Source organism: Serratia sp. LSHTC3 (assembly GCF_057197125.1).
This window is the reverse complement of the sequence record NZ_JBXUNP010000001.1, coordinates 15,979-37,155: the sequence shown is the minus strand read 5'-3', so window position 1 is coordinate 37,155 and position 21,177 is coordinate 15,979. Positions and strand designations below refer to the sequence as shown.

The window sequence follows — 21,177 nt, the reverse complement described above, 5'->3', positions numbered from 1 at the left end:
CGCCGCCGATTTATCCGCACTTTTCCCCCCGCTACACTGCCCGCCTTCAACCGGAGGCACCATGTCTTATCGCAGCAAAGTGGCAATCGTCTATCTGCTCGGCTTTTTCGTCGATTTGATCAATATGTTTATCGCCAACGTCGCCTACCCCGCCATCGGCCAGGCGATGCGAGCATCGGTCAGCCAGCTGGCGTGGGTCAGCAACGGCTATATTCTCGGCCTGACGCTGGTGATCCCGCTCAGCGCCTGGCTGGCGCAGCGCATCGGCGGGCGGCGGGTGTTTCTGCTCTCCCTGGCGCTGTTCATGCTGGCCACCCTCGGCGCGGGCAACGCCGACAGCATCGGCGCGCTGATCGGCTGGCGCACCCTGCAGGGCATGGGCGGCGGCTTGCTGATCCCCATCGGCCAGACGCTGACCTATCAGCTGTACCGCAGCCATGAACGCGCCGGGCTGTCGGCCGCCATCATGTTGGTCGGGCTGCTGGCGCCGGCGCTGTCACCGGCGCTGGGCGGCTGGCTCGTCGATCGGTTGGACTGGCGCTGGGTGTTTTTCGCCAACCTGCCGCTGGCGGCCCTGGCCCTGGCACTGGCGGCGTTGTGGCTACGTGCGGAAACGCCGACGGCGGCGCGCAAACCGCTCGACGCGACTGGATTACTGAGCGCCTGCGCGGCGCTGACGCTGCTGCTGCTCGGCCTGACCCGGCTGAGCGAAGCCGGTCATCAGGTTTCCGGCGCGGCGCTGCTGGCCGCCGGCCTGCTGGTGCTGGCCTATTATCTGCGCCATAGCCTGCGCACCCCGCAGCCGCTGCTGAACCTGCGGCTGGTCGGCGATCCGCTGCTGCGCAACGCCATGGCGGTTTATTTGTGCATTCCCGGCCTGTTCATCGGCGTCAGCCTGGTGGCGATGCTGTATTTGCAAAACCAGCTGGGGATGCCCGCCGCGCAGGTCGGCGGCCTGATGCTGCCCTGGGCGCTGGCGTCGTTCCTGGCCATCACGCTGACCGGCAAAAGCTTTAATCGCCTCGGCCCGCGGCCGCTGCTGATCGCCGGCTGTCTGTTGCAAGGTGCCGGCATGCTGACGCTGGCGCAGATCGATCAGGCCGGGCAGCACGCGTGGCAGATCGCCGCCTTCGCCCTGATGGGGTTCGGCGGCAGCCTGTGCAGCAGCACCGCGCAGAGCAGCGCGTTTCTGCAGATCCCCGACGGCCAATTGGCGGACGCCAGCGCACTGTGGAATATCAACCGCCAGCTCAGTTTTTGCCTCGGCGTGGCGCTGCTCAGTCTGCTGCTGAATCTGCTGCTGGCCGTGTTGCCGCCCGCGGCGGCTTACCGAACCTGCTTCATTCTGGCGGGCGCCAGCACACTTATCCCGCTGTTGCTGTGTCTGCGCCTCGCCAACCGCGCCATCGTGCGCCAACTCAACGCTCAACAGGATGCTTTATGAACCCGTATTTTACCGAAGTGATCGACGCCCACATCGCCATTGAACGCTGGCTGGGCAAAGGCGCCGGAGAGGAGCAGGCGCTGCTGGCGCGCTTTACGCCGGATTTCAGCATGATCGCGCTGAACGGCGCCACGCTGGATTTCACCGCGCTGTGCGCTTTTTTCCGCGCGCATCGCGCCGCCAAACCGGGTCTGGAAATCGAGATAGAAGAGATGAAGCTGGTGGCCGAATGGCCGACGGGTGCGGTAGTCAGCTACCGGGAAAAACAGAGTCTGCCGGGACAAAGCGCCACGCTGCGCTACTCCACGGTGGTGTTTGAACGCCAGCGCAACGCGCTCGGCTGGCGGCATTTGCATGAAACCGCCGCGGCGCAATGATCACAAAAAGCTGCCGGCCAAAAACAGTTCCCAGCCGACGATCACCCCGCACAGGGTTACCGCGCTGAAAATGACTTCAAACAGATAGCGATTGATCATCGTGCGTCGCCTCAAAAGAAGACACCCGGAAGAACCGGGTGTCTGGAGTACGGACTGGAGCGTGCGGAACCTTTCGGTTCCGCAAACATCACTTAATTACGCTTTTTTACCGGCTTTTTTGTGGTGTTTTTTAGCGGCCTGAGCTTTCTGCACTGGCGCTTTTTTGTGGTGCTTTTTAGCTGCCTGGGCTTTCTGAGCCGGCGCTTTTTTGTGGTGCTTTTTAGCGGCCTGAGCTTTCTGGGCTGGCGCTTTTTTGTGGTGCTTGGCTTTCTTGTGGTGCGTCGCTTTAGCTGGCGCTTTTTCAGCAGCCGCCGCTGGCGCAGCGGTAGTGGTGGTCGCAGCTGGCGCGGTGGTGGTAGCCGGAGCAGTAGCTGCAGTATCAGCAGCGAAAGCAACAGAAGACAGACCCATAGTGGCAGCAACGATCAGCGCTAATACTTTTTTCATCTTTAAATCCTCAGAGTGTTGTTTCGGTAAGCTCCGGTGGAGCCGTTGAAACAGATACTAGTGGAATCAAACCGCCGCTTCCGTGAGTGATTGGTTTCGCCGAGTAACCAAATGTACAAAGCCCAGGTGCCGGCAAACACCTGCGTGACGGCGGTTTTTTTCCGTGATCGGCCACGCAAATCTCGACATGGTCTACACTTAAAAGACATGTGTCGAAATGGAGAGCTGAATGTTTAAGAAAGCGGAAAGAACAGAACGCGACATCGATCAGGACGTCACTCTGTTGGCCGATACGCTGGATGAAGTGTTGCGCGAGTCCGGTGACAAGACCAAAGAGGAACTGAAAGAGCTGCACAGCAAGGCGAAAGGCGTGTTGCGCGACGCCCGGGCGCGGTTCAATGGCTCCACCAGTCTGACACAGCATGCGCGCGACGCGGTCGATCAAGCCGACAGCTATGTGCGTGACAAACCTTGGCAGGGCGTAGGGATCGGTGCCGCCGTCGGCATCGTGCTCGGCGTGCTGCTGGCCCGGCGTTAACACCCCTGCAGTCATAAAGATAAAACAGATGTGCGTCTGGCCCGCGGAAATCGCGGGCCGTTTAATTTGCGTGTTTAAACAGCTGCGCTAGCCCCTGCACCGCCCGCTCCGCCTCCTCTCGCCGGCTGAAATTGGCGAACCCCAACAGTAACCCCTGCCCCGCCGGACGATCGATTTGCCAATCCGACAACGCCTGCGCCGCCAGCCCCTGCCGCCACGCTTTCGCCGCCAACGGCGCATCCGCCAGCCCGTGATGCAGCCGAGCCAACAGCTGAATGCCGCCCTGCTGCGGCACCACCGTCAGCCAGGCCCCCAGCTGCCGTTCCAGCGCCTGCGTCAACCACTCGCGACGCTGGCGGTACAGCGGCCGCATGCGTTTCAGGTGGCGGTAGAAATGCCCTTGGCGGATGAAATCCGCCACGCTTGCCTGCAGCAGCGGCGGGCAGCCGCAGCCGCGCAGCCGGCTGCTGCGCGCGAATGCCGCCGTCAGACCGGCGGGCACCACCAGATAAGCCATGCGCAGCGCCGGGAACAGCGTTTTGCTGAAAGTGCCGGCGTACAGCACCCGCCCCTGAACATCGAGGCTTTTCAGCGGCGGCAATGGTCGCCCGTGATAGCGAAACTCGCTGTCGTAGTCATCCTCGAGGATCCAGGCCCCGCGCTGCTGCGCCCAGTCGAGCAGCGCCATCCGCCGCGCCAGGCTGAGCGAGACGCCGAGCGGGCTCTGATGAGTCGGCGTGACCACCGCCAGCCGCGCCTCGGGCTCCGTCAGGATACCGGCGGCCACGTCCATTCCCTGTTCATCCACCGGCACGGCGACCGGCCTCACGCCGGCGGCCCGCAGCAGCGGGCGCGTAACCGGATAACCGGGATCTTCGATCCATACCGCGTCACCGGCGTGCAACAGCGTCTCCACCACCCAGTCCAACAGCGCCGGGTAGCCGGCGCAGAGGAAAATCTGCTCCGGCTGGCAGCTGATGCCGCGCGACAAATGCAGATAATGGGCGATCGCCTCACGCAGTTCAGGCAGGCCGCCGGCCGGCGGCAGCGCCAGGGAAGCCACCGTAGAACCGCGCAGCTGGCGGGCGACAATGCGCTGCCACAGCGCACGTGGAAACGCATCCAGCGCCGGCACGCCCAGTTGGAAAGGCTGCAGCATGCCCTGCGGCTGCAGCGGATCGGGCGCCACCGCCGGCAACGGCGGTGCAGCGGACGCCGCCCCCTGCATGGGCGGCAACTGCGGCGAGACATAGGTGCCTGCCTGCCCCCGGCTCTGCAAAAAACCTTCGGCGATCAGTTGAGCATAGGCGCTTTCCACCGTGGCGCGCGCCACGCCAAGATCGCTCGCCAACCCGCGTACCGAAGGCAGCCGGCTGCCCGCCGCCAGGTTGCCCTGGGCGATGGCGTCTTTGATTCGCAGATAAATCTGCCGGTACAGCGGTTCGGCGAGACGGCTGTCCAAACGCAGCGAGGTCAGGAAAGTTGGCATCATGGCCCGGTTAAATAATCATTTTATGGCCCTATAGCATAGACCATAAGGCCGCTAAAGTAGCGCCATGATTTCGTTACTATCGATTGAGGTTGACCATGATTAAGCAACGTTTGAATTACGCCGAGCTGGCGCCCGCCCCGTACAAAAATATGGTGAGCGCGCTGATGGCGCTGGAGAAAGGCGCTCTGGACAAAGCGACCATCGAGTTGATGTTTATGCGCGTTTCGCAGATCAACGGCTGCGCCTACTGCCTGGACATGCACGGTAAAGCGCTGCGCGAAAGCGGCTTCAGCCACGCCAAACTCGATACGCTGGCGGGCTGGCGCGTCAGCCATGAGTTCAGCGAGCGCGAACGCGCCGCGCTGGAATGGGCCGAGTCGGTGACGCTGATCGCCGCCACCGGCGCGCCGGACAGCGCTTTTGAGGCGCTGAAAGCGCACTTCAGCGATACCGAGATCGCCGATCTGACCTTCGCCATCAGCATCATGAACGCCTTCAACCGGCTGGCCGTCAGCATGCGCCAATAATGCGTTCGCCTCCCCCTCTTCTCTGAGAGGGGGGAATTTCCCACCCGAAAAAAAATTTTCCCCTCGCCTTCCCAGCTCCGACGCGGTCTGCGCACTTAACCCCACAAAACACCATATATAGCGTGGTTGATAAAACAAATATCAACATATAGTATTTTATAGGTCAGCCGCAGGGAATGTCGTTCGGTTGATAACGCCGTCAGAAACGCCAGGAACGATGCTCCGTTATCTGACTTGTCCGCCTTTCCTTCAGTCTAAAGGTAAATGCGAATCATGAGCATTATTATTTACAGTAAGCCGGACTGTGTCCAGTGCAACGCCACCTATCGCGCATTTGATAAGCAGGGGATTGATTATCAGGTGATCGATCTCACCCAGGATCAGCAGGCGCTGAACCACGTTAAATCATTGGGTTATCATCAGGTTCCGGTGATTATCGCCGGTGACGATCACTGGTCCGGTTTCCGGCCGGACAAAATCGGCGCGCTGGCGCTCACCTGCTGAGGCTCGACGATGAATCCGCTGGTCTATTTCTCCAGCAGTTCGGAGAACACCCACCGATTCGTTGAGAAACTGGGCCTGCCGGCGATCCGCATTCCGATCGCCGGCGCCCGCAGCAAATTGCTGATGGAACAACCCTATATCTTGATCGTGCCCAGCTATGGCGGCGGCAGCGCCGTCGGCGCGGTGCCGATCCAGGTGATCCGCTTTCTCAACGTTCCGCAAAACCGTTCATACCTGCGCGGCGTCATCGCCGCCGGGAACACCAACTTCGGCGCAGCGTACGGCATCGCCGGCGACATCATCGCCAAAAAATGCCAGGTGCCTTTTTTGTACCGCTTCGAGCTGCTCGGCACCGCGCAAGACGTTGAAAACGTTCGACAGGGAGTAACCGCATTTTGGCAACGACAGAACTGACCAGGCCCGAGACGGGCGCGCTGGATTACCATTCGCTCAACGCGATGCTCAATCTTTACGATGCGGAAGGCCGGATCCAGTTCGACAAGGATCGGCTGGCGGCGCGGCACTACTTCCTGCAGCACGTCAACCAAAACACCGTGTTCTTCCATAACCTGGAGGAAAAGCTGCGCTATCTGGTGGAAGAAGGCTACTACGAGCCGCAGGTGCTGGCGCAGTACGAGTTCCCGTTTATCAAGCAGCTGTTCCAGCAGGCCTACGCCAAAAAATTCCGCTTCGAGACCTTCCTCGGCGCCTTCAAGTACTACACCAGCTATACGCTCAAAACCTTCGACGGCAAGCGCTATCTGGAACGCTACGAAGATCGGGTGTGCATGGTGGCGATGACGCTGGCGGCGGGCGATACCGCCCTGGCGCAGGATCTGGTGGAGGAGATGATTTCGGGCCGCTTCCAGCCGGCCACGCCGACCTTCCTCAACTGCGGCAAACGCCAGCGCGGCGAACTGGTCTCCTGCTTCCTGCTACGCATCGAAGACAATATGGAATCGATCGGCCGGGCGGTGAACTCCGCGCTGCAGCTGTCGAAACGCGGCGGCGGCGTGGCCTTCCTGCTGAGCAATATTCGCGAAGTGGGCGCGCCGATCAAGCGCATCGAGAACCAGTCTTCCGGCGTCATTCCGATCATGAAAATGCTCGAAGATGCCTTCTCCTACGCCAACCAGCTCGGCGCACGCCAGGGAGCCGGCGCGGTATATCTCAACGCCCACCACCCGGACATTCTGCGTTTTCTCGACACCAAGCGGGAAAACGCCGACGAGAAGATCCGCATCAAAACGCTGTCGCTGGGGGTGGTGATCCCGGATATCACCTTTGAGCTGGCGAAGAACAACGAGGAGATGTACCTGTTCTCGCCCTACGACGTCGAGCGGGTGTATGGCGTGCCGTTTTCGGAGATTGCCGTCAGCGAGAAGTACCGCGAGATGGTGGACGACAAGCGCATCCGCAAGTCGCGCATCAATGCGCGCGAATTCTTCCAGGTGCTGGCGGAGATCCAGTTCGAATCCGGCTACCCGTATGTCATGTTCGAGGACACGGTCAACCGGGAGAACCCGATCGCCGGTCGCATCAACATGAGCAACCTGTGTTCGGAGATCCTGCAGGTCAACCGCGCCAGTACGTATCATGAAGATCTGAGCTACGATCGCATCGGCAAGGACATCTCCTGCAACCTCGGCTCGCTGAACATCGCCAAAACCATGGACGCACCGGACTTCGGCAAAGCGATCGAGACCGCGATCCGTGCGCTGACCGCGGTGGCCGACATGAGCGACATCCGCTCGGTGCCGTCGATCGCCGAAGGCAACCGCAGCGCCCGCGCCATCGGTCTCGGTCAGATGAACCTGCACGGTTACCTGGCGCGCGAGCGTATCTTCTACGGCTCGGAAGAAGGCATCGACTTCACCAATCTCTATTTCTATACCGTGGCCTATCACGCCATCCGCGCCTCTAACCGGCTGGCGATCGAGCGCGGCGGCGCCTTTGACGGCTTTGAGCACTCGCGCTATGCCAGCGGCGAGTACTTCGACAAATACACCGAACGCGACTGGCTGCCGCAGACCGAGCGGGTGCGCGAGCTGTTCGCCGCCGCCGGCATCGCCATTCCGGGGCGCGACGAGTGGCGCGCGCTGCGCCAGTCGGTGATGATGCACGGGCTGTACAACCAGAACCTGCAGGCGGTGCCGCCGACCGGCTCCATCTCGTACATCAACAACGCCACCTCCAGCATTCATCCGATCGTTTCGCGCATCGAGATCCGCAAGGAAGGCAAGATCGGCCGCGTTTACTACCCGGCGCCTTACATGACCAACGACAACCTGGCGTATTACCAGGATGCCTACGAGATTGGCCCGGAGAAAATCATCGATACCTATGCCGCCGCCACGCAACACGTCGATCAGGGGCTGTCGCTGACGTTGTTCTTCCGCGATACCGCCACCACCCGCGACATCAACCGCGCGCAGATCTACGCCTGGCGCAAAGGCATCAAGACCATTTACTACATCCGCCTGCGCCAGATGGCGCTGGAAGGCACCGAGGTGCAGGGCTGCGTGTCCTGCTCGCTGTGAGGCAACTTATGACGACCGTAACATCGGCGCCGCTGGTGCGCGCCATCAACTGGAACATCATCGAAGACGACAAGGATCTGGAGGTGTGGAACCGCCTGACCTCCAACTTCTGGCTGCCGGAGAAGGTGCCGCTGTCCAACGATATCCCCTCCTGGGCCACGCTGACGCCGAAGGAGCAGCAGCTGACCATTCGGGTGTTCACCGGGCTGACGCTGCTGGACACCATCCAGAACACCGTCGGCGCGCCGGCCCTGATCGCCGATGCGCTGACGCCGCACGAAGAGGCGGTGTACTCCAACATCAGTTTTATGGAGGCGGTGCACGCCCGCTCTTACAGCTCAATCTTCTCCACCCTGTGCCAAACGCCGGACGTGGATGACGCCTATCGCTGGAGCGAGGAAAACCGCGCGCTGCAGAAGAAAGCCGGCATCATTCTGGCTCACTACCGCAGCGACGATCCGCTGCTGAAAAAAGTCGCCAGCGTCTTCCTCGAGTCGTTCCTGTTCTATTCGGGCTTTTACCTGCCGATGTACTGGTCCAGCCGCGCCAAGCTGACCAACACCGCCGATCTGATCCGCCTGATCATTCGCGACGAAGCGGTGCACGGCTACTATATCGGCTATAAGTTCCAGAAAGGGCTGGAGAAGGTGGACGCCGCGCGGCGCCAGCAGGTGAAAAACTTCGCCTTCGATCTGCTGCAGGATCTGTACGACAACGAGGTGCGTTACACCGAGGAGCTGTACGACGGCGTCGGCTGGACGGAAGACGTGAAGACCTTCCTGCACTACAACGCCAACAAGGCGCTGATGAACCTCGGGTATGAAGCGCTGTTCCCACCGGCGATGGCGGAGGTCAACCCGGCGATCCTGTCGGCGCTGTCGCCGAACGCCGACGAAAACCACGACTTCTTCTCCGGCTCAGGGTCGTCCTACGTCATCGGCAAGGCGGTCAACACCGAGGATGAGGACTGGGATTTCTGAGGCTGGCTAGCCGTATCAGGAATAAACCTTCACGGGAGTGCGGCGTGTCGTGCTCTCGCGACTATGTGTTTTGCTTGAATTCCGCACGCAGCTCAAGCCGCCGCCAGATGGCGCGTTTCTCCGCGTCGCTGGCGGTCGGCCAGGCGGCGATCTCCGCCCGCGTGCGCCGGCATCCGCGGCACTGCTGGGTTTCGTCGTCGATCCGGCACAGGCTGACACAGGGCGATCTGACGCCAGGATGGGATTGCTGAGTGTGGCCCGCCATACGTTGCCCTTGATGTGATATGTTCCGCCACAGGATACCCGATCCGGCGGCGGCGCGTCGCCAATCAGATGATGCCGCCGTTGGCGCGCAGGGTTTGGCCATTGATCCAGCCGCCGTCGGCCCCGGCGAGAAAAGCCACCGCCGCGGCGATATCGTCCGGCGTACCCAGGCGTTCCAACGGCGCCATCTTCGCCAGCCGCTCGATAAGCTCCGGGGTTTTGCCGTCGAGGAACAAGCCGGTGGCAGTCGGCCCCGGCGCGACGGCGTTCACCGTGATATTGCGGCCGCGCAGCTCTTTCGCCAGCACGCTGGTCAGCGCTTCGATCGCCGCCTTACTGGCGGCATACATGCCGTAACCCGGCTGCAGCAACCCCACCACGCTGGAGGAGAAGTTGATGATGCGGCCATTGTCGCGCAGGCGCTTCGCCGCCTCGCGCATCGCATTGAAGCTGCCTTTCAGGTTGATGTCGAGCAGGCGATCCGCGTCTTCATCCCTCATGTCCGCTATCGGCGCCAGCGCGATCACCCCGGCGTTATTGACCAGCACGTCGACACCGCCAAACGCCTGTTCGGCGCTGTCGAACAGCCGGGTGACCGCAGCCGCATCGCTGACGTCGGCCTTGACGCTCAAGGCGCGGCCGCCGCGCTGTTCTATCTTGCGCACCAGCTCATCGGCCGGTGCCGGATTGCCTGAATAGTTGATGATGACGGTAAAGCCATCGGCGGCCAGACGCTCGGCGATGGCCGCGCCGATGCCGCGGGATGCGCCGGTGACGATGGCGACGGAGTGAGTTTTCTGGTTCATCGGGAGCTCCTTAAAGAAAACGACAGGCATGACGTTAATCATGCACGGTTTATCACGGCGAATCAGCCCCGATTCTCTGGCATCATAATCCCAAATTATCGAACAATGCCGCTGGGCTCTGTTCGATGGCCGCCCAACGGGCGGCCATCTCCGTTACAGCGCGCCGTAATTCAGCGGCACCCAGGTGTAACCGTCGCCCTGGCGGTTCAAATACCCCAACCCCGGGAACGACAGGTGTGCGCCCCCCACCAGCTCGCTCTGCCGCGCGCTATCGCCAAATATCCGCAGCCGCTGAGCGACCGCCGCCTTGGCATCGTTATCAAAGCTGATAGCCACCTTCGGATGCGGCATCTGCACCGCCGCCACGTGGATCAGATCCCCCAGCAGCAACAGCTTCTGGCCCTGGCTGGTCACCTGATACACGCTATGCCCCGGCGTATGGCCGTGGGCGGCAAAGGCGGCAATGCCCGGGGAAAGCTCACCGTCGCCGCTGAACGGCTTAAAGTGGCCGGCCGCCTGATACGGCTTGATCACTGCCTGAGCCCTTTCGAAGTTGCTCTTATTGCCCGCGCTAGCCTGTTTCAGTTTGTCCGCGCTTAGCCAGAAGTCCGCGTCCTGGCTGGCGGCGCGCACCACCGCATTGGGGAATACCGCCTTGCCGTCGTGCGTCAGGCCGCCGAGGTGGTCCGGGTGCATGTGGGTCAGGTAGATCTCATCCACCTGCTCCGGCTGGTAGCCCGCCGCACGCAGGTTATCCACCAGCTTGCCCAGGCCGTCGCCCAGCAGCTGGCCAGCGCCGCTGTCGATCATCACCAGCTTGTCGCCGGTATTGATCAGATAAGCATTGACCGAGGTGACCACCGGCAGGCTTTGATGCCGCTCGGCCAACCCGGCGGCGATCTGCTGCGGCGTACTGTTCAGCAACAGCTTGTCCGCCGGCAGGCGAATAATGCCGTCGGACAACGCGGTCACTTCAAAGCTGCCCAGCATGATGCGGTAAAATCCCGGCGTCGGGGTTTTGGCCTGCGGCGCGGCGGCGCCGGCCTGTAACGACATAACGGCCAGCGCCGCGCCCAACAGACAACGTTTCCAGAACATGATGACTCCTTGCGAGAATTGAACAGCGCTAAGTATTGACGCAAAAAGCCCGATGCGCCTGTTTAATAAATGCCTTTGATAAATATATAAACAATATATTTATTATTAATAATTTTGTTTGCCGCCCCACACAACCCCAATCCATATTTTCTCGTTCGCCACTTGGTTATTTTCCTTACTCCCTAAACCAAGAGTGAGGAAATATCATGAACTATCAATTCGAAAACCTGGTCTTTGAAGGCGGCGGCGTAAAAGGCATCGCCTATGGCGGCGCGCTGGAATTGCTGGAGGCCAAAGGCATCATGCCGCAGATCAAGCAAACCTCCGGTGCCTCGGCGGGCGCCATCGCCGCACTGCTGGTCGGCCTGGGCTGCAGCTCGGCAGACGTAACCAAAATTCTGTCGGCGATGGATTTTAAAAAATTCCTCGATTATAACGGCGGCTTTTTCGGCACGATCCAGGACGCCTATCGCCTGTTCAATCAATACGGCATCGCGCCCGGCGATTATTTCTATCAATGGTCGCGCGATATTATCAAACAATATACCGGCAACCCGGATATTACCTTCGAGCAGTTCGAAGCGATGAAAACGGCGAAAGGGTTCAAGTCGATTTACTTTATCGGCGCCAACCTCAACAGCGGCCAACGCGAGGTCTATTCTCACCGCACCACGCCGCGCATGAAAGTGGCGGACGGCCTGCGCATTTCGATGTCGTTCCCGTTCGCCTTCGTAGCGAAGAACAATACCCTGGGCGACCTGTGCATCGACGGTGGCATGATCGACAACTATCCGGTGCGGCTATTCGATTATGACTTCTCCGCCACGCCGCCTTACATCGACAGCGCCAGCCAGCGCATCAACACCCGCACGCTGGGCATTCGCCTGGATTCCGCCAGCGAAATCGCCCAGGCCGCCGGCCAGGCCGGCCCGCGCACGCCGGTCAACAACCTGTTTGATTTCACCCTGGCGGTGGCCAACGTGATGCTGGACATCCAAACCAAGGTGCATCTGGACAGCGATGACTGGAAACGCACCGTGTATGTCGACACGCTCGACGTCGGCACGCTGGAGTTCGGCATCAGCGAGGAGAAGAAACGCGCGCTGATCGAATCCGGCCGTCGCGGCGTAGAGCGCTACTTCGCCTGGTATGACGCCGCCATGAAACAGGCGGCGTAACCGGTGTTTTCCCGCCTGCGCGTCAGGCCGGCGCGCGGGCAAAAAAAATCCCCGCGGGGGCGGGGAAAGGCAAAGTAACGCTAAGGATTTATAGGAGTTATACGAAGAACTTGGCCAACACCAGCAGCGACAGCGAGACGTTGATAGCGCCGCCGATACGGGTTGCGATCTGGGCGAACGGCATCAGCGACATGCGGTTGCCGGCGGTGAGGATCGCGACGTCGCCGGTGCCGCCCTGCCCACTCTGGCAGCAGGAGACGATCGCCACGTCGATAGGGTGCATGCCGATTTTCTTGCCGACGAAGAAACCGGTCGCCACCAGCGCGCTGACGGTCGTGACGATCACGATCAGGTTCTGTACGGTAAACGCGTCCACCAGCTCCTGCCACGGCGTGATGGCTACCCCGACCGCGAACAGGATCGGATAAGTCACGGCGGTGCGGAAGAATTTGTACACCACCTGCGAGCCTTCCTGAATGCGCGGCGACACCCCGTGCGCCAGTTTCACCGCCACGGCGGCGAACAGCATGCCCACCGGCGCCGGCAGGCCGATCAGACGGTGCAGCAGCATGCCCACCATATACAGCAGAATGGCCAGCAGCGCGCCGCAGGCGATGGTGCTGACGTCCACCTTGCCACTGATTTTTTCCACCGCGTTCATGTTGCTGTCGCCCTGCTTACTCGGCATCAGGCTGCCTTCGCCGGTCAGGTGCGGATAACGCTTGCCCAGTTGGTTGAGCAGACCGGCGATGACGATGGCGGTCAGGCTGCCGAGCATCACGATCGGCAGAATGCGCCCCAGCGCCACGCCCTGCTCCATGTGCAGGATCGCCGCGTAGCCCATCGATAGCGGGATCGCCCCTTCACCCACGCCGCCAGCCATGATCGGCAGGATCAGGAAGAAGAAGATCTGGAACGGCTCCAGGCCCAGCGCCATGCCGACGCCCATCCCCACCAGCATGCCGACGATCTCGCCGCACAGCATCGGAATGAAGATGCGCAGGAAACCCTGGATCAACACCTGGCGGTTCATGCTCATGATGCTGCCGACGATGATGCAGCAGATGTAGAGATAAAGAATGTTGGTCGATTTGTAGAACTTGGTGGTCGATTCCACCACCACGTCCGGCAGCAGGCCATAGTGCACCAGCGCGGAAGGAATAAAGGTGGCGCAGATCGCCGCCGCGCCCATTTTGCCGATCAACGGCAGGCGTTTGCCGAATTCGCCACAGGCGAAACCGAAGAACGCCAGGGTGGCCACCATCACCACGATATCGCTCGGCAATTTGCCTTCCAGGCAGTCGAGCAGAATCAATACGCCGGCCAGAATAAAGAACGGTAACGGAATAATCCCTACTTTATAATTGTCCAGTATCCGCCACCATTTCTCACGCAGAGGAATATCGGCGGTCTTGTCTTTGGCTACGAGGTAAGAATCATCTGTTGTGCTCATAATCTGGCCTCTTATTAGTTTGTTCAGCCATCATAGAGAAGCGCACGGATTATCTGCTGTGATTATGTTCAAAGTTAAAAAGGGTTTTTAATGGTGGTTATGGTTTCTATGGGGTTAATTAAGATTATGTAAAAACCGGCGTGGTTTTAATGGTGTTAATACCGTTTTTATTTTAAAGCTTATCAATTTTATCGCAGGCGAACAATTCTCGTCCGGTTCACTCTAATCCCGTGTGAAGGATCACAAGTTGATCGGGCGCAATATTACAGACCCCGCTTCTCGTGATAGGGTAAGGCTTCAGGATCTCTTTACGGTGAAGCTCCGCCATGCGCCTCAAACTCTCATTTCAAATCAAGCTGTTTCTGTGCCTGGTGGCCTTCTCCTGCCTGCTGCTGACTTGCATCGGCGCCTACACCTATTACCAGTTGGATGCGCAGCTGCACCGCGATCTCGGCGCCCGCGCCCAGGTGCAGGCGCGGGAAATCGCCCTCATTCCTTCGCTGGTGGACGCAGTGGAAAAACACGACGCCGCCAGAATTGCCGCGCTGATGAAAAAAATCCGCGCCAGCAGCGACGCCAGTTATATCGTCATCGGCGATAGTCATGCCCGCCACCTTTATCATTCCGAATACGAAGGCCGCCTGGGTACGCCGATGATCGGCGGCGATAATAAAGAGGTGCTGGAAGGGAAAAGCATTATTTCCATTCGCAAGGGCGGCATTGGCGTTTCATTGCGCAGCAAGGCGCCGATCCTGGATGAAAATAATCACGTGATCGGCATCGTTTCCGTCGGCTATTTGAAATCGCACATAGATAATTTAAATGCCAGGACGTTGACGCAAATTATCGGCTCCATCGTCCTGCTGCTGATCGCCCTGTTCGTCTTTTCCTGGCTGCTGTCGAAAAACCTCAAGCGCCAGATGTTCTGGCTGGAACCGAAAGAGATCGCGCTGCTGGTGCGTCAGCAAAAAGCGCTGCTGGAAGCCATTTATGAGGGCGTGATCGCCATCGATCCACAGCAGCGGATCATCACCATCAACCATGCGGCGCGCGAGCTATTGGATCTGCACCAGCCGGCCGCCAGTTTACTGGGCCGGCCGATCGGCGACGTGATCCAGGCGCAGCCTGACTTCTTCGCCGCCGCGCAACTGGGCCAGGATACGCACGACGAGGTGTGCCGCTTCAACCACGTGCGGGTGATCGCCAGCCGGGTGCGCATCATGCAGGAGCAGGAGCTGCAAGGCTGGGTGATCAGCTTCCGCGACAAAAACGACATCAATACCCTGAGCAGCCAGCTCAGCCAGGTGAAACGCTATGCCGACAACCTGCGCATCATGCGCCACGAGCAGCTGAACTGGACCGCCACGTTGGCCGGGCTGTTGCATATGCAGCGCTACGACGAGGCCATTCGCTATGTGGAAGCCCAGTCGGAGGGTGCGCAGGAGATCCTCGATTTCATCTCGCAGCGCTTCAGTTCGGCGGCGCTGTGCGGCCTGCTGCTGGGCAAATATTCCAGCGCCAGAGAAAAAGGCATCGAGCTGCGCTTCGATCCGGCCTGCCAACTGCGGCAGATCCCGGCGGCGCTGAATGAGACCGAACTGATGTCGATCGTCGGCAACCTGCTGGATAATGCGGTGGAAGCGACGCTGCACTGCCCGGCTCCGCACGACGCGATCGAACTCTATATCAGCGATGGCAGCGACGAGCTGGTGATCGAGGTGGCGGATCGCGGCACCGGCATCGCCGAGGAGATTCGTGATACGCTGTTTGAACAGGGCGTCACCACCAAAGCGGATAAAAGCGACCACGGCATTGGCCTGCATCTGGTCGCCAGCCATGTGGCGCAGGCGCACGGCAGCATAGAAGTGTCGGACAACGAGCCGCACGGCGCGATATTCTCTATATTTATCCCTAAATAAAACCCATAACCCGATTTTTTGAGCACCCGATTATGTCACACCTAGCACTGGACGTTCTGATCGTGGAAGACGAGCCGCAACTGGCGACGCTGCACGCGGAGTTCATCGAGAAAAATTTCAACCTGCGGGTGGTGGCTTACGCCGCCACGCTGGCCGAAGCGCGGGCCAAAGCCAACGAGCATCAGCCTCGGCTAATCCTGCTGGATAACTTCCTGCCGGACGGCCAGGGCATCGAGCTGATGGAAGAACCGGCGGTGAAGAATCCCGCCTGTTCGGTGATCTTCATCACCGCCGCCAGCGACATGCATACCTGCAGCCAGGCGATCCGCAACGGCGCCTTCGATTACATCATCAAACCGGTGTCCTACAAGCGGCTGCGCAATTCGCTCGAACGCTTCATGCAGTTCGTGCAGACCCAGCGCACCTTCAAGATCATCGATCAGGACAACGTCGATGCGCTGTATAACCTGCAGTCGAAACAGTTCTCCAGCGAGCCGAGCGCCAAAGGCATCGAAACCAACACGCTGGAGCTGGTGCAGGCGCTGTTTATCGCCCAGCCGGCGGTGGCGCATGCGGTGGAAGACGTGGTTGAGCAAGTCGGCATCAGCAAGACCACCGCTCGCCGGTATCTGGAATATTGCGTCGCCACCCAGTTCGTGCGGGTGGAGATGCTGTACGGCAATATCGGCCATCCGCGGCGGCTGTATCGCAAGGCCTGAGGCTGCCATCTGGCTGTCATACTCAGGCGATAACATGACGCTCGACGATATCCCCCTCGATATCGGCACCTGTCGTTAAAACTGATGAAATACTGATGACTTTTGCCCGGCCTCTGGTCGGGTTTTTTATTATCCGAACGGCAGGCGCGGCGCCAAAATATCTCTCTGCACCACACCGTATTATTTTCCCAAAAACCAAACCATTATGCCGAATAATGACCGTCAATTTTGAGTCACGGGCCAAATTACCATAACTAATTAAAACCTTGATGTAAACCACTAATATCCCATTTAAATGACATTGAGGGTTGTCTCAGATATTCACTGTGTTAGGGTAAAAAGCTCTTTTATTTTGCTAAGGACAGCCCATAACGCGTTAATTAAACCAGAGGAAACAGCAAATTGCATGGCAATTAAACTCGAAGTAAAAAACCTGTATAAGATATTTGGCGAACACCCGGAACGCGCATTCAAACTGCTGGATAAAGGTCTGACAAAAGATCGGCTGTTTGAAAAAACCGGCTTATCGCTCGGCGTAAAAGACGCCACTCTGGCCATTGAAGAAGGCGAGATATTTGTCATCATGGGGCTCTCCGGTTCCGGCAAGTCCACCCTGGTACGCCTTCTCAATCGTCTGATAGAACCCACCCGCGGTCAGGTGCTGATCGACGGTGAGGACATCGCCAAAATATCTGACACCGCACTGCGCACCGTGCGGCGAAATAAGATCAGCATGGTATTCCAGTCATTCGCGCTAATGCCGCACATGAATGTGCTGAATAACACCGCTTTCGGTATGGAGTTAGCCGGCATACCGCTGCAGGAGCGCCAGGAAAAAGCGCTGGATGCCCTGCGTCAGGTCGGGCTGGAGAATTATGCGCTGTCTTATCCGGATGAATTATCCGGCGGTATGCGCCAGCGCGTGGGATTAGCCCGCGCCCTGGCCAATAACCCGGATATATTATTGATGGACGAAGCCTTCTCGGCGCTCGATCCGTTAATTCGTACCGAAATGCAGGATGAGCTGGTGAAATTACAGGCTCAGCATCAGCGCACCATCGTGTTTATTTCCCACGATCTGGACGAAGCGATGCGCATTGGCGATCGCATCGCCATCATGCAGGGCGGTGAGGTGATCCAGGTCGGCACGCCGGACGAGATCCTGAACAACCCGGCCAACGACTATGTGCGCACCTTCTTCCGCGGCGTGGACATCAGTCATGTATTCAGCGCCAAGGATATCGCCCAACGGCGCCCGGTGACGCTGATCCGCAAAACCCCCGGTTTTGGCCCCCGCTCGGCGCTGCAGCTGCTGCGCGATGAGGACCGTGATTATGGTTATGTTGTTGAACGCGGGAAGAAATTTATCGGCGTGGTGTCGATAGAGTCGTTGAAAAAGGCGCTGTCCGCCAATCAAACGCTGGACGATGCCCTGCTCGAGGCCCCCGCCGCCGTGCCGGCCGACACGCCGCTCAGCGATCTGATTTCCCTGGTCGCCCAGGCGCCGTGCGCGGTGCCGGTGGTGGGCGAAGAACATAACTATCTCGGCATCATCTCCAAGGCCATGCTGCTGCAGGCGTTGGACAAGGAGGGCTCAACCAATGAGTGATACCACGCAAACCCAAGATCCCTGGGCTACCGCACCGGCCGATACCGGCGCCGCACCTGCCAGCGATGCCGCCGCCAACGCCGGTGACGCCTGGTCCAGCGCGCCGCCGCCGGCCGCACATGACGCCGCCGGGCAAAGCGCCGATTGGCTCAGCGGCGCCCCGGCGCAGCCGGAGCACTTCAGCCTGCTCGATCCGTTCCACAAAGCCTGGGTGCCGTTCGACACCTGGGTCACGCAAGGCATCGACTGGCTGGTGCTGCACTTCCGCCCGCTGTTCCAGGGCATCCGCGTGCCGGTGGACATGATCCTGAGCGGCTTCCAACAACTGCTGCTGGGCATGCCGGCGCCGATCGCCATTCTGGTGTTCTCGCTGCTCGCCTGGCAGGTCTCGGGCCTCGGCATGGGCGCCGCGACGCTGCTCTCCCTGATCGCCATCGGTGCCATCGGCGCCTGGTCGCAGGCGATGGTCACGCTGGCGCTGGTGCTGACCGCGCTGTTCTTCTGCATCCTTATCGGCCTGCCGCTCGGCATCTGGCTGGCGCGCAGCAAGCATGCCGCCAAGGTGATTAGGCCGCTGCTCGACGCCATGCAAACCACTCCGGCCTTCGTCTATCTGGTGCCGATCGTCATGCTGTTCGGCATCGGCAACGTGCCGGGCGTGGTGGTAACCATCATCTTCGCGCTGCCGCCGATCGTGCGTCTGACCATTCTCGGCATCAAGCAGGTGCCGGAGGATCTGATCGAGGCCGCCGAATCCTTTGGCGCCAGCCCGCGCCAGCTGCTGTTCAAAGTGCAGCTGCCGCTGGCGATGCCGACCATCATGGCCGGCGTTAACCAGACGCTGATGTTGGCGCTGTCGATGGTGGTCATCGCCTCGATGATCGCCGTCGGCGGCCTGGGACAGATGGTGCTGCGCGGCATCGGTCGGCTGGACATGGGCTTGGCCGCCGTCGGCGGGGTCGGCATCGTGATCCTGGCGATCATTCTCGATCGCCTCACCCAATCGCTGGGGCGCGATCGCCGCAGTAAAGGCATCGGCCGCTGGTATCGCCGCGGCCCCATCGGGTTACTGACTCGCCCGTTCATCAAGCAAGCCTGACGCTTTTCCCGCCGGCGGCTGCGGCCCCGGCGGGCTATGACACCACCACATCGAAAGAGGGGAAACACTATGCGCACCACGGGCATCTGGGCTCTCGCCCTGACGACGCTGATTGGCTCACAGAGCGTGAGCGCGGCAGATTTACCCGGCAAGGGGATCGCGGTACAGCCGGTGCAAAGCACCATTTCCGAAGAGACTTTCCAGACGCTGCTGGTCAGCAAGGCGCTGGAAAAATTGGGTTACGACGTGAAAGAACCGCGTGAAGTGGATTACAACGTCGCCTACACTTCGATCGCCTCCGGTGACGCGACCTTTATCGCGGTCAACTGGGATCCGCTGCACGCCGATCAGTACAAGGCCGCCGGCGGCGACGCCAAGTTCTACCGCGAAGGCGTCTACGTCAACGGCGCCGCGCAGGGCTACCTGATCGACAAGAAAACCGCCGAGCAATACCACATCACCAACGTCGAGCAGCTCAAGGATCCCAAGATCGCCAAGCTGTTCGACACCAACGGCGACGGCAAGGCCGATCTGACCGGCTGCACCCCGGGCTGGGGCTGCGAAGCGGTGATCAACCACCACATCAAGGCCTATGGCCTGAGCAACACCGTCGAGCACAATCAGGGCAACTACGCGGCGATGATCGCCGACACCATTACCCGCTACAAAGAGGGTAAACCGGTGCTGTATTACACCTGGACGCCGTACTGGGTCAGCGATGTGATGGTGCCGGGCCGCGACGTGGTCTGGCTGCAGGTGCCGTTTTCCTCCCTGCCGGGCGAGCAGAAAAACGTTGACACCAAACTGCCTAACGGCGCCAACTACGGCTTCCCGGTCAACACCATGCGCATCGCCGCCAACAAGCAGTGGGCCGCAGCCAATCCGGCGGCCGCCAAGCTGTTCGCCATCATGAAGCTGCCGATCGCCGACATCAACGCGCAAAACCTGCGCATGCATGAAGGCCAGGCTTCGGAAGCCGATATCCAGAACCACGTTAACGGCTGGATCAAGGCGCATCAGGCCACCTTCGACGGCTGGGTGAAAACCGCCGCCGCAGCGGCGAAGCCGTAACCGTTCAGGGGCGCCGCCTTTGCCGCGCCCCTACCCCGCCATATCGATGCCGCTGAACTGTAAAAAACGTGCGGCGGCGTTCGACAAGGGCTGCGGCCAAATGCAATACACCTGGCGCCGCGGCCCGTCTTCAATCGGAATCGACACCAACGCGCTTAAGCGTTGCGCGGTCGAGACAGGTACGATACCCGCCGCCAACCCGCGCCGCACCAGATTCTCCAGCCATTCGATATGATCGATCTCAAAACTGACGTGCCGGCGGATGCCCGCCGCCAGGAAGGCGCGATCGGTTTGGCGCCGCGCGCCGGTGCCGCTGTAGAAATCCACCAGCGGCACTTCCGCCAGCGCTTGCAGGTTGACCCGCTCACGGTTGGCCAGCGGGTGCTGCGGCGCCACCAGCGCCACCAGCGGCTCATCGGTCAACTGCCGGTGCGACATCGGCAGTAAATCGACATCGCCGGGCCAGATGCCGACGAACGCCATATCACACTTCTGCTGACGCACGTCCTCCAACAGGGCTTCGCTCATGCCAACGTAAAGGCGGATGTTCACCGCCGGATAGTGGCGATGAAACTTGTCGAGCTTTTCGGTCAGATCAATCGCGTTTATGGTTGAAATCGTGCCGATGGTCAGGGTGCCGGACACCGCATCGCCGGCGGCGGTCACCTCTTCCACCAGCGCCTGCTGCGCCGCCAACAGCCGCTGCGCCGACGGAATGAAAGCCTGGCCGGCCGGGGTCAACCGCACCCGGCGCGAGGTGCGTTCAAACAGCGTACAGCCCAGCTCTTCTTCCAGTTTGGCGATCTGGTGGCTGAGCGCCGACTGCACCGTATGGCAGCGCTGCGCCGCCCGGGTGAAACTCTGTTCTTCCGCCACCGCCAGCGCATAGCGGATCTGTTTCAGGTTCATGGCATCTATCTTGAAATGAGATAAATCAAATGAAAATTATACATTGGTTTCCGCAGACGCGTTGCCGGATACTGCGCGCTATCTTCTTCCCGTGATGAAAAAAT

General features: G+C 60.2%; 22 protein-coding genes. 14 read left to right on the top strand and 8 right to left on the bottom strand.

Annotated elements, in window-relative coordinates; all coding sequences use genetic code 11:
* The first annotated feature begins 61 nt into the window (after nucleotides 1-61).
* Together AC2CGI_RS00180 and AC2CGI_RS00175 are read left to right on the top strand one after the other, a co-directional pair.
* On the top strand, nucleotides 62-1,444 hold the full coding sequence (locus AC2CGI_RS00180; RefSeq protein ID WP_015378860.1) for an MFS transporter: 1,383 nt from the start codon (nucleotides 62-64) through the stop codon (nucleotides 1,442-1,444).
* Nucleotides 1,441-1,821, top strand: a complete 381-nt coding sequence (locus tag AC2CGI_RS00175; protein WP_015378861.1) for a DUF4440 domain-containing protein — start codon at nucleotides 1,441-1,443, stop codon at nucleotides 1,819-1,821. Before AC2CGI_RS00180 ends, AC2CGI_RS00175 begins: the two co-directional genes overlap by 4 nt.
* A gap of 195 nt (nucleotides 1,822-2,016) precedes the next feature.
* Here AC2CGI_RS00175 and asr read toward each other — a convergent pair whose 3' ends face one another.
* Nucleotides 2,017-2,367, bottom strand: a complete 351-nt coding sequence (asr, locus tag AC2CGI_RS00170) for an acid resistance repetitive basic protein Asr (RefSeq protein ID WP_004928953.1) — start codon at nucleotides 2,365-2,367, stop codon at nucleotides 2,017-2,019.
* A 229-nt stretch (nucleotides 2,368-2,596) separates the two neighbouring features.
* Here asr and AC2CGI_RS00165 point away from each other — a divergent pair, with 229 nt between their 5' ends.
* Nucleotides 2,597-2,905: an ElaB/YgaM/YqjD family protein gene (locus AC2CGI_RS00165; protein WP_004928950.1), complete on the top strand. Its 309-nt coding sequence runs from the start codon at nucleotides 2,597-2,599 to the stop codon at nucleotides 2,903-2,905.
* A 61-nt stretch (nucleotides 2,906-2,966) separates the two neighbouring features.
* Here AC2CGI_RS00165 and pdxR read toward each other — a convergent pair whose 3' ends face one another.
* Complete coding sequence (gene pdxR, locus AC2CGI_RS00160) at nucleotides 2,967-4,397, bottom strand: MocR-like pyridoxine biosynthesis transcription factor PdxR (protein ID WP_015378863.1); 1,431 nt, start codon at nucleotides 4,395-4,397, stop codon at nucleotides 2,967-2,969.
* Between the two features lie 95 nt (nucleotides 4,398-4,492).
* Between pdxR and AC2CGI_RS00155 the strand changes: the two genes are divergently transcribed.
* The 5 genes from AC2CGI_RS00155 (at nucleotide 4,493) to nrdF (ending at nucleotide 8,948) form a co-directional block, all read left to right on the top strand.
* Nucleotides 4,493-4,924, top strand: coding sequence for a carboxymuconolactone decarboxylase family protein (locus AC2CGI_RS00155; protein WP_015378864.1), 432 nt, complete (start codon nucleotides 4,493-4,495; stop codon nucleotides 4,922-4,924).
* A 273-nt stretch (nucleotides 4,925-5,197) separates the two neighbouring features.
* The gene (nrdH, locus tag AC2CGI_RS00150; RefSeq protein WP_076741039.1) at nucleotides 5,198-5,428 is read left to right on the top strand and encodes a glutaredoxin-like protein NrdH; all 231 of its coding nucleotides are present in this window, start codon (nucleotides 5,198-5,200) and stop codon (nucleotides 5,426-5,428) included.
* Nucleotides 5,429-5,437: 9 nt separating this feature from the next.
* On the top strand, nucleotides 5,438-5,842 hold the full coding sequence (gene nrdI, locus AC2CGI_RS00145; RefSeq protein WP_015378865.1) for a class Ib ribonucleoside-diphosphate reductase assembly flavoprotein NrdI: 405 nt from the start codon (nucleotides 5,438-5,440) through the stop codon (nucleotides 5,840-5,842).
* A complete protein-coding gene (gene nrdE, locus AC2CGI_RS00140) occupies nucleotides 5,824-7,968 on the top strand; it encodes a class 1b ribonucleoside-diphosphate reductase subunit alpha (protein WP_015378866.1) in 2,145 nt (714 codons plus the stop codon). Before nrdI ends, nrdE begins: the two co-directional genes overlap by 19 nt.
* An 8-nt stretch (nucleotides 7,969-7,976) precedes the next feature.
* Complete coding sequence (gene nrdF, locus AC2CGI_RS00135) at nucleotides 7,977-8,948, top strand: class 1b ribonucleoside-diphosphate reductase subunit beta (protein WP_004928917.1); 972 nt, start codon at nucleotides 7,977-7,979, stop codon at nucleotides 8,946-8,948.
* A gap of 61 nt (nucleotides 8,949-9,009) precedes the next feature.
* Here nrdF and AC2CGI_RS00130 read toward each other — a convergent pair whose 3' ends face one another.
* The 3 genes from AC2CGI_RS00130 to AC2CGI_RS00120 all read right to left on the bottom strand — a co-directional run bounded on the left by AC2CGI_RS00130 (nucleotide 9,010) and on the right by AC2CGI_RS00120 (nucleotide 11,116).
* A complete protein-coding gene (locus AC2CGI_RS00130; RefSeq protein WP_015378867.1) occupies nucleotides 9,010-9,213 on the bottom strand; it encodes a DUF1289 domain-containing protein in 204 nt (67 codons plus the stop codon).
* A 64-nt stretch (nucleotides 9,214-9,277) separates the two neighbouring features.
* Nucleotides 9,278-10,018, bottom strand: a complete 741-nt coding sequence (locus AC2CGI_RS00125) for an SDR family oxidoreductase (protein ID WP_076741038.1) — start codon at nucleotides 10,016-10,018, stop codon at nucleotides 9,278-9,280.
* Nucleotides 10,019-10,171: 153 nt separating this feature from the next.
* Nucleotides 10,172-11,116 carry an MBL fold metallo-hydrolase gene (locus AC2CGI_RS00120; RefSeq protein ID WP_044030623.1) on the bottom strand — a complete coding sequence of 315 codons (945 nt, stop codon included), beginning with the start codon at nucleotides 11,114-11,116 and terminating at the stop codon, nucleotides 10,172-10,174.
* Nucleotides 11,117-11,322: 206 nt separating this feature from the next.
* Between AC2CGI_RS00120 and AC2CGI_RS00115 the strand changes: the two genes are divergently transcribed.
* Entirely contained in the window at nucleotides 11,323-12,294 is a 972-nt protein-coding gene (locus AC2CGI_RS00115) for a patatin-like phospholipase family protein (RefSeq protein ID WP_021504982.1), read from the top strand.
* A gap of 97 nt (nucleotides 12,295-12,391) precedes the next feature.
* Here AC2CGI_RS00115 and AC2CGI_RS00110 read toward each other — a convergent pair whose 3' ends face one another.
* Entirely contained in the window at nucleotides 12,392-13,747 is a 1,356-nt protein-coding gene (locus AC2CGI_RS00110; protein WP_004928909.1) for a 2-hydroxycarboxylate transporter family protein, read from the bottom strand.
* 326 nt (nucleotides 13,748-14,073) lie between these two features.
* On the opposite strand from AC2CGI_RS00110, the gene AC2CGI_RS00105 reads away from it, so the two are divergent.
* Together AC2CGI_RS00105 and AC2CGI_RS00100 are read left to right on the top strand one after the other, a co-directional pair.
* Complete coding sequence (locus AC2CGI_RS00105) at nucleotides 14,074-15,666, top strand: ATP-binding protein (protein WP_044030620.1); 1,593 nt, start codon at nucleotides 14,074-14,076, stop codon at nucleotides 15,664-15,666.
* Between the two features lie 32 nt (nucleotides 15,667-15,698).
* Nucleotides 15,699-16,385, top strand: a complete 687-nt coding sequence (locus tag AC2CGI_RS00100) for a response regulator (protein ID WP_004928904.1) — start codon at nucleotides 15,699-15,701, stop codon at nucleotides 16,383-16,385.
* A gap of 22 nt (nucleotides 16,386-16,407) precedes the next feature.
* Here the strand turns inward: AC2CGI_RS00100 and AC2CGI_RS00095 are convergent, their stop codons facing one another.
* Complete coding sequence (locus AC2CGI_RS00095) at nucleotides 16,408-16,665, bottom strand: hypothetical protein (protein WP_130054917.1); 258 nt, start codon at nucleotides 16,663-16,665, stop codon at nucleotides 16,408-16,410.
* 126 nt (nucleotides 16,666-16,791) lie between these two features.
* On the opposite strand from AC2CGI_RS00095, the gene proV reads away from it, so the two are divergent.
* The 3 genes from proV to proX all read left to right on the top strand — a co-directional run bounded on the left by proV (nucleotide 16,792) and on the right by proX (nucleotide 20,164).
* Nucleotides 16,792-17,994, top strand: a complete 1,203-nt coding sequence (proV, locus tag AC2CGI_RS00090; protein ID WP_004928900.1) for a glycine betaine/L-proline ABC transporter ATP-binding protein ProV — start codon at nucleotides 16,792-16,794, stop codon at nucleotides 17,992-17,994.
* Nucleotides 17,987-19,093 (top strand): glycine betaine/L-proline ABC transporter permease ProW, encoded by a 1,107-nt coding sequence (proW, locus tag AC2CGI_RS00085; RefSeq protein ID WP_004928897.1) that lies wholly within the window; start codon nucleotides 17,987-17,989, stop codon nucleotides 19,091-19,093. Before proV ends, proW begins: the two co-directional genes overlap by 8 nt.
* 69 nt (nucleotides 19,094-19,162) lie before the next feature.
* A complete protein-coding gene (proX, locus tag AC2CGI_RS00080) occupies nucleotides 19,163-20,164 on the top strand; it encodes a glycine betaine/L-proline ABC transporter substrate-binding protein ProX (RefSeq protein ID WP_004928894.1) in 1,002 nt (333 codons plus the stop codon).
* A gap of 30 nt (nucleotides 20,165-20,194) precedes the next feature.
* Here proX and AC2CGI_RS00075 read toward each other — a convergent pair whose 3' ends face one another.
* Nucleotides 20,195-21,073, bottom strand: a complete 879-nt coding sequence (locus AC2CGI_RS00075; RefSeq protein WP_004928891.1) for a LysR family transcriptional regulator — start codon at nucleotides 21,071-21,073, stop codon at nucleotides 20,195-20,197.
* Between the last annotated feature and the right edge of the window lie 104 nt (nucleotides 21,074-21,177).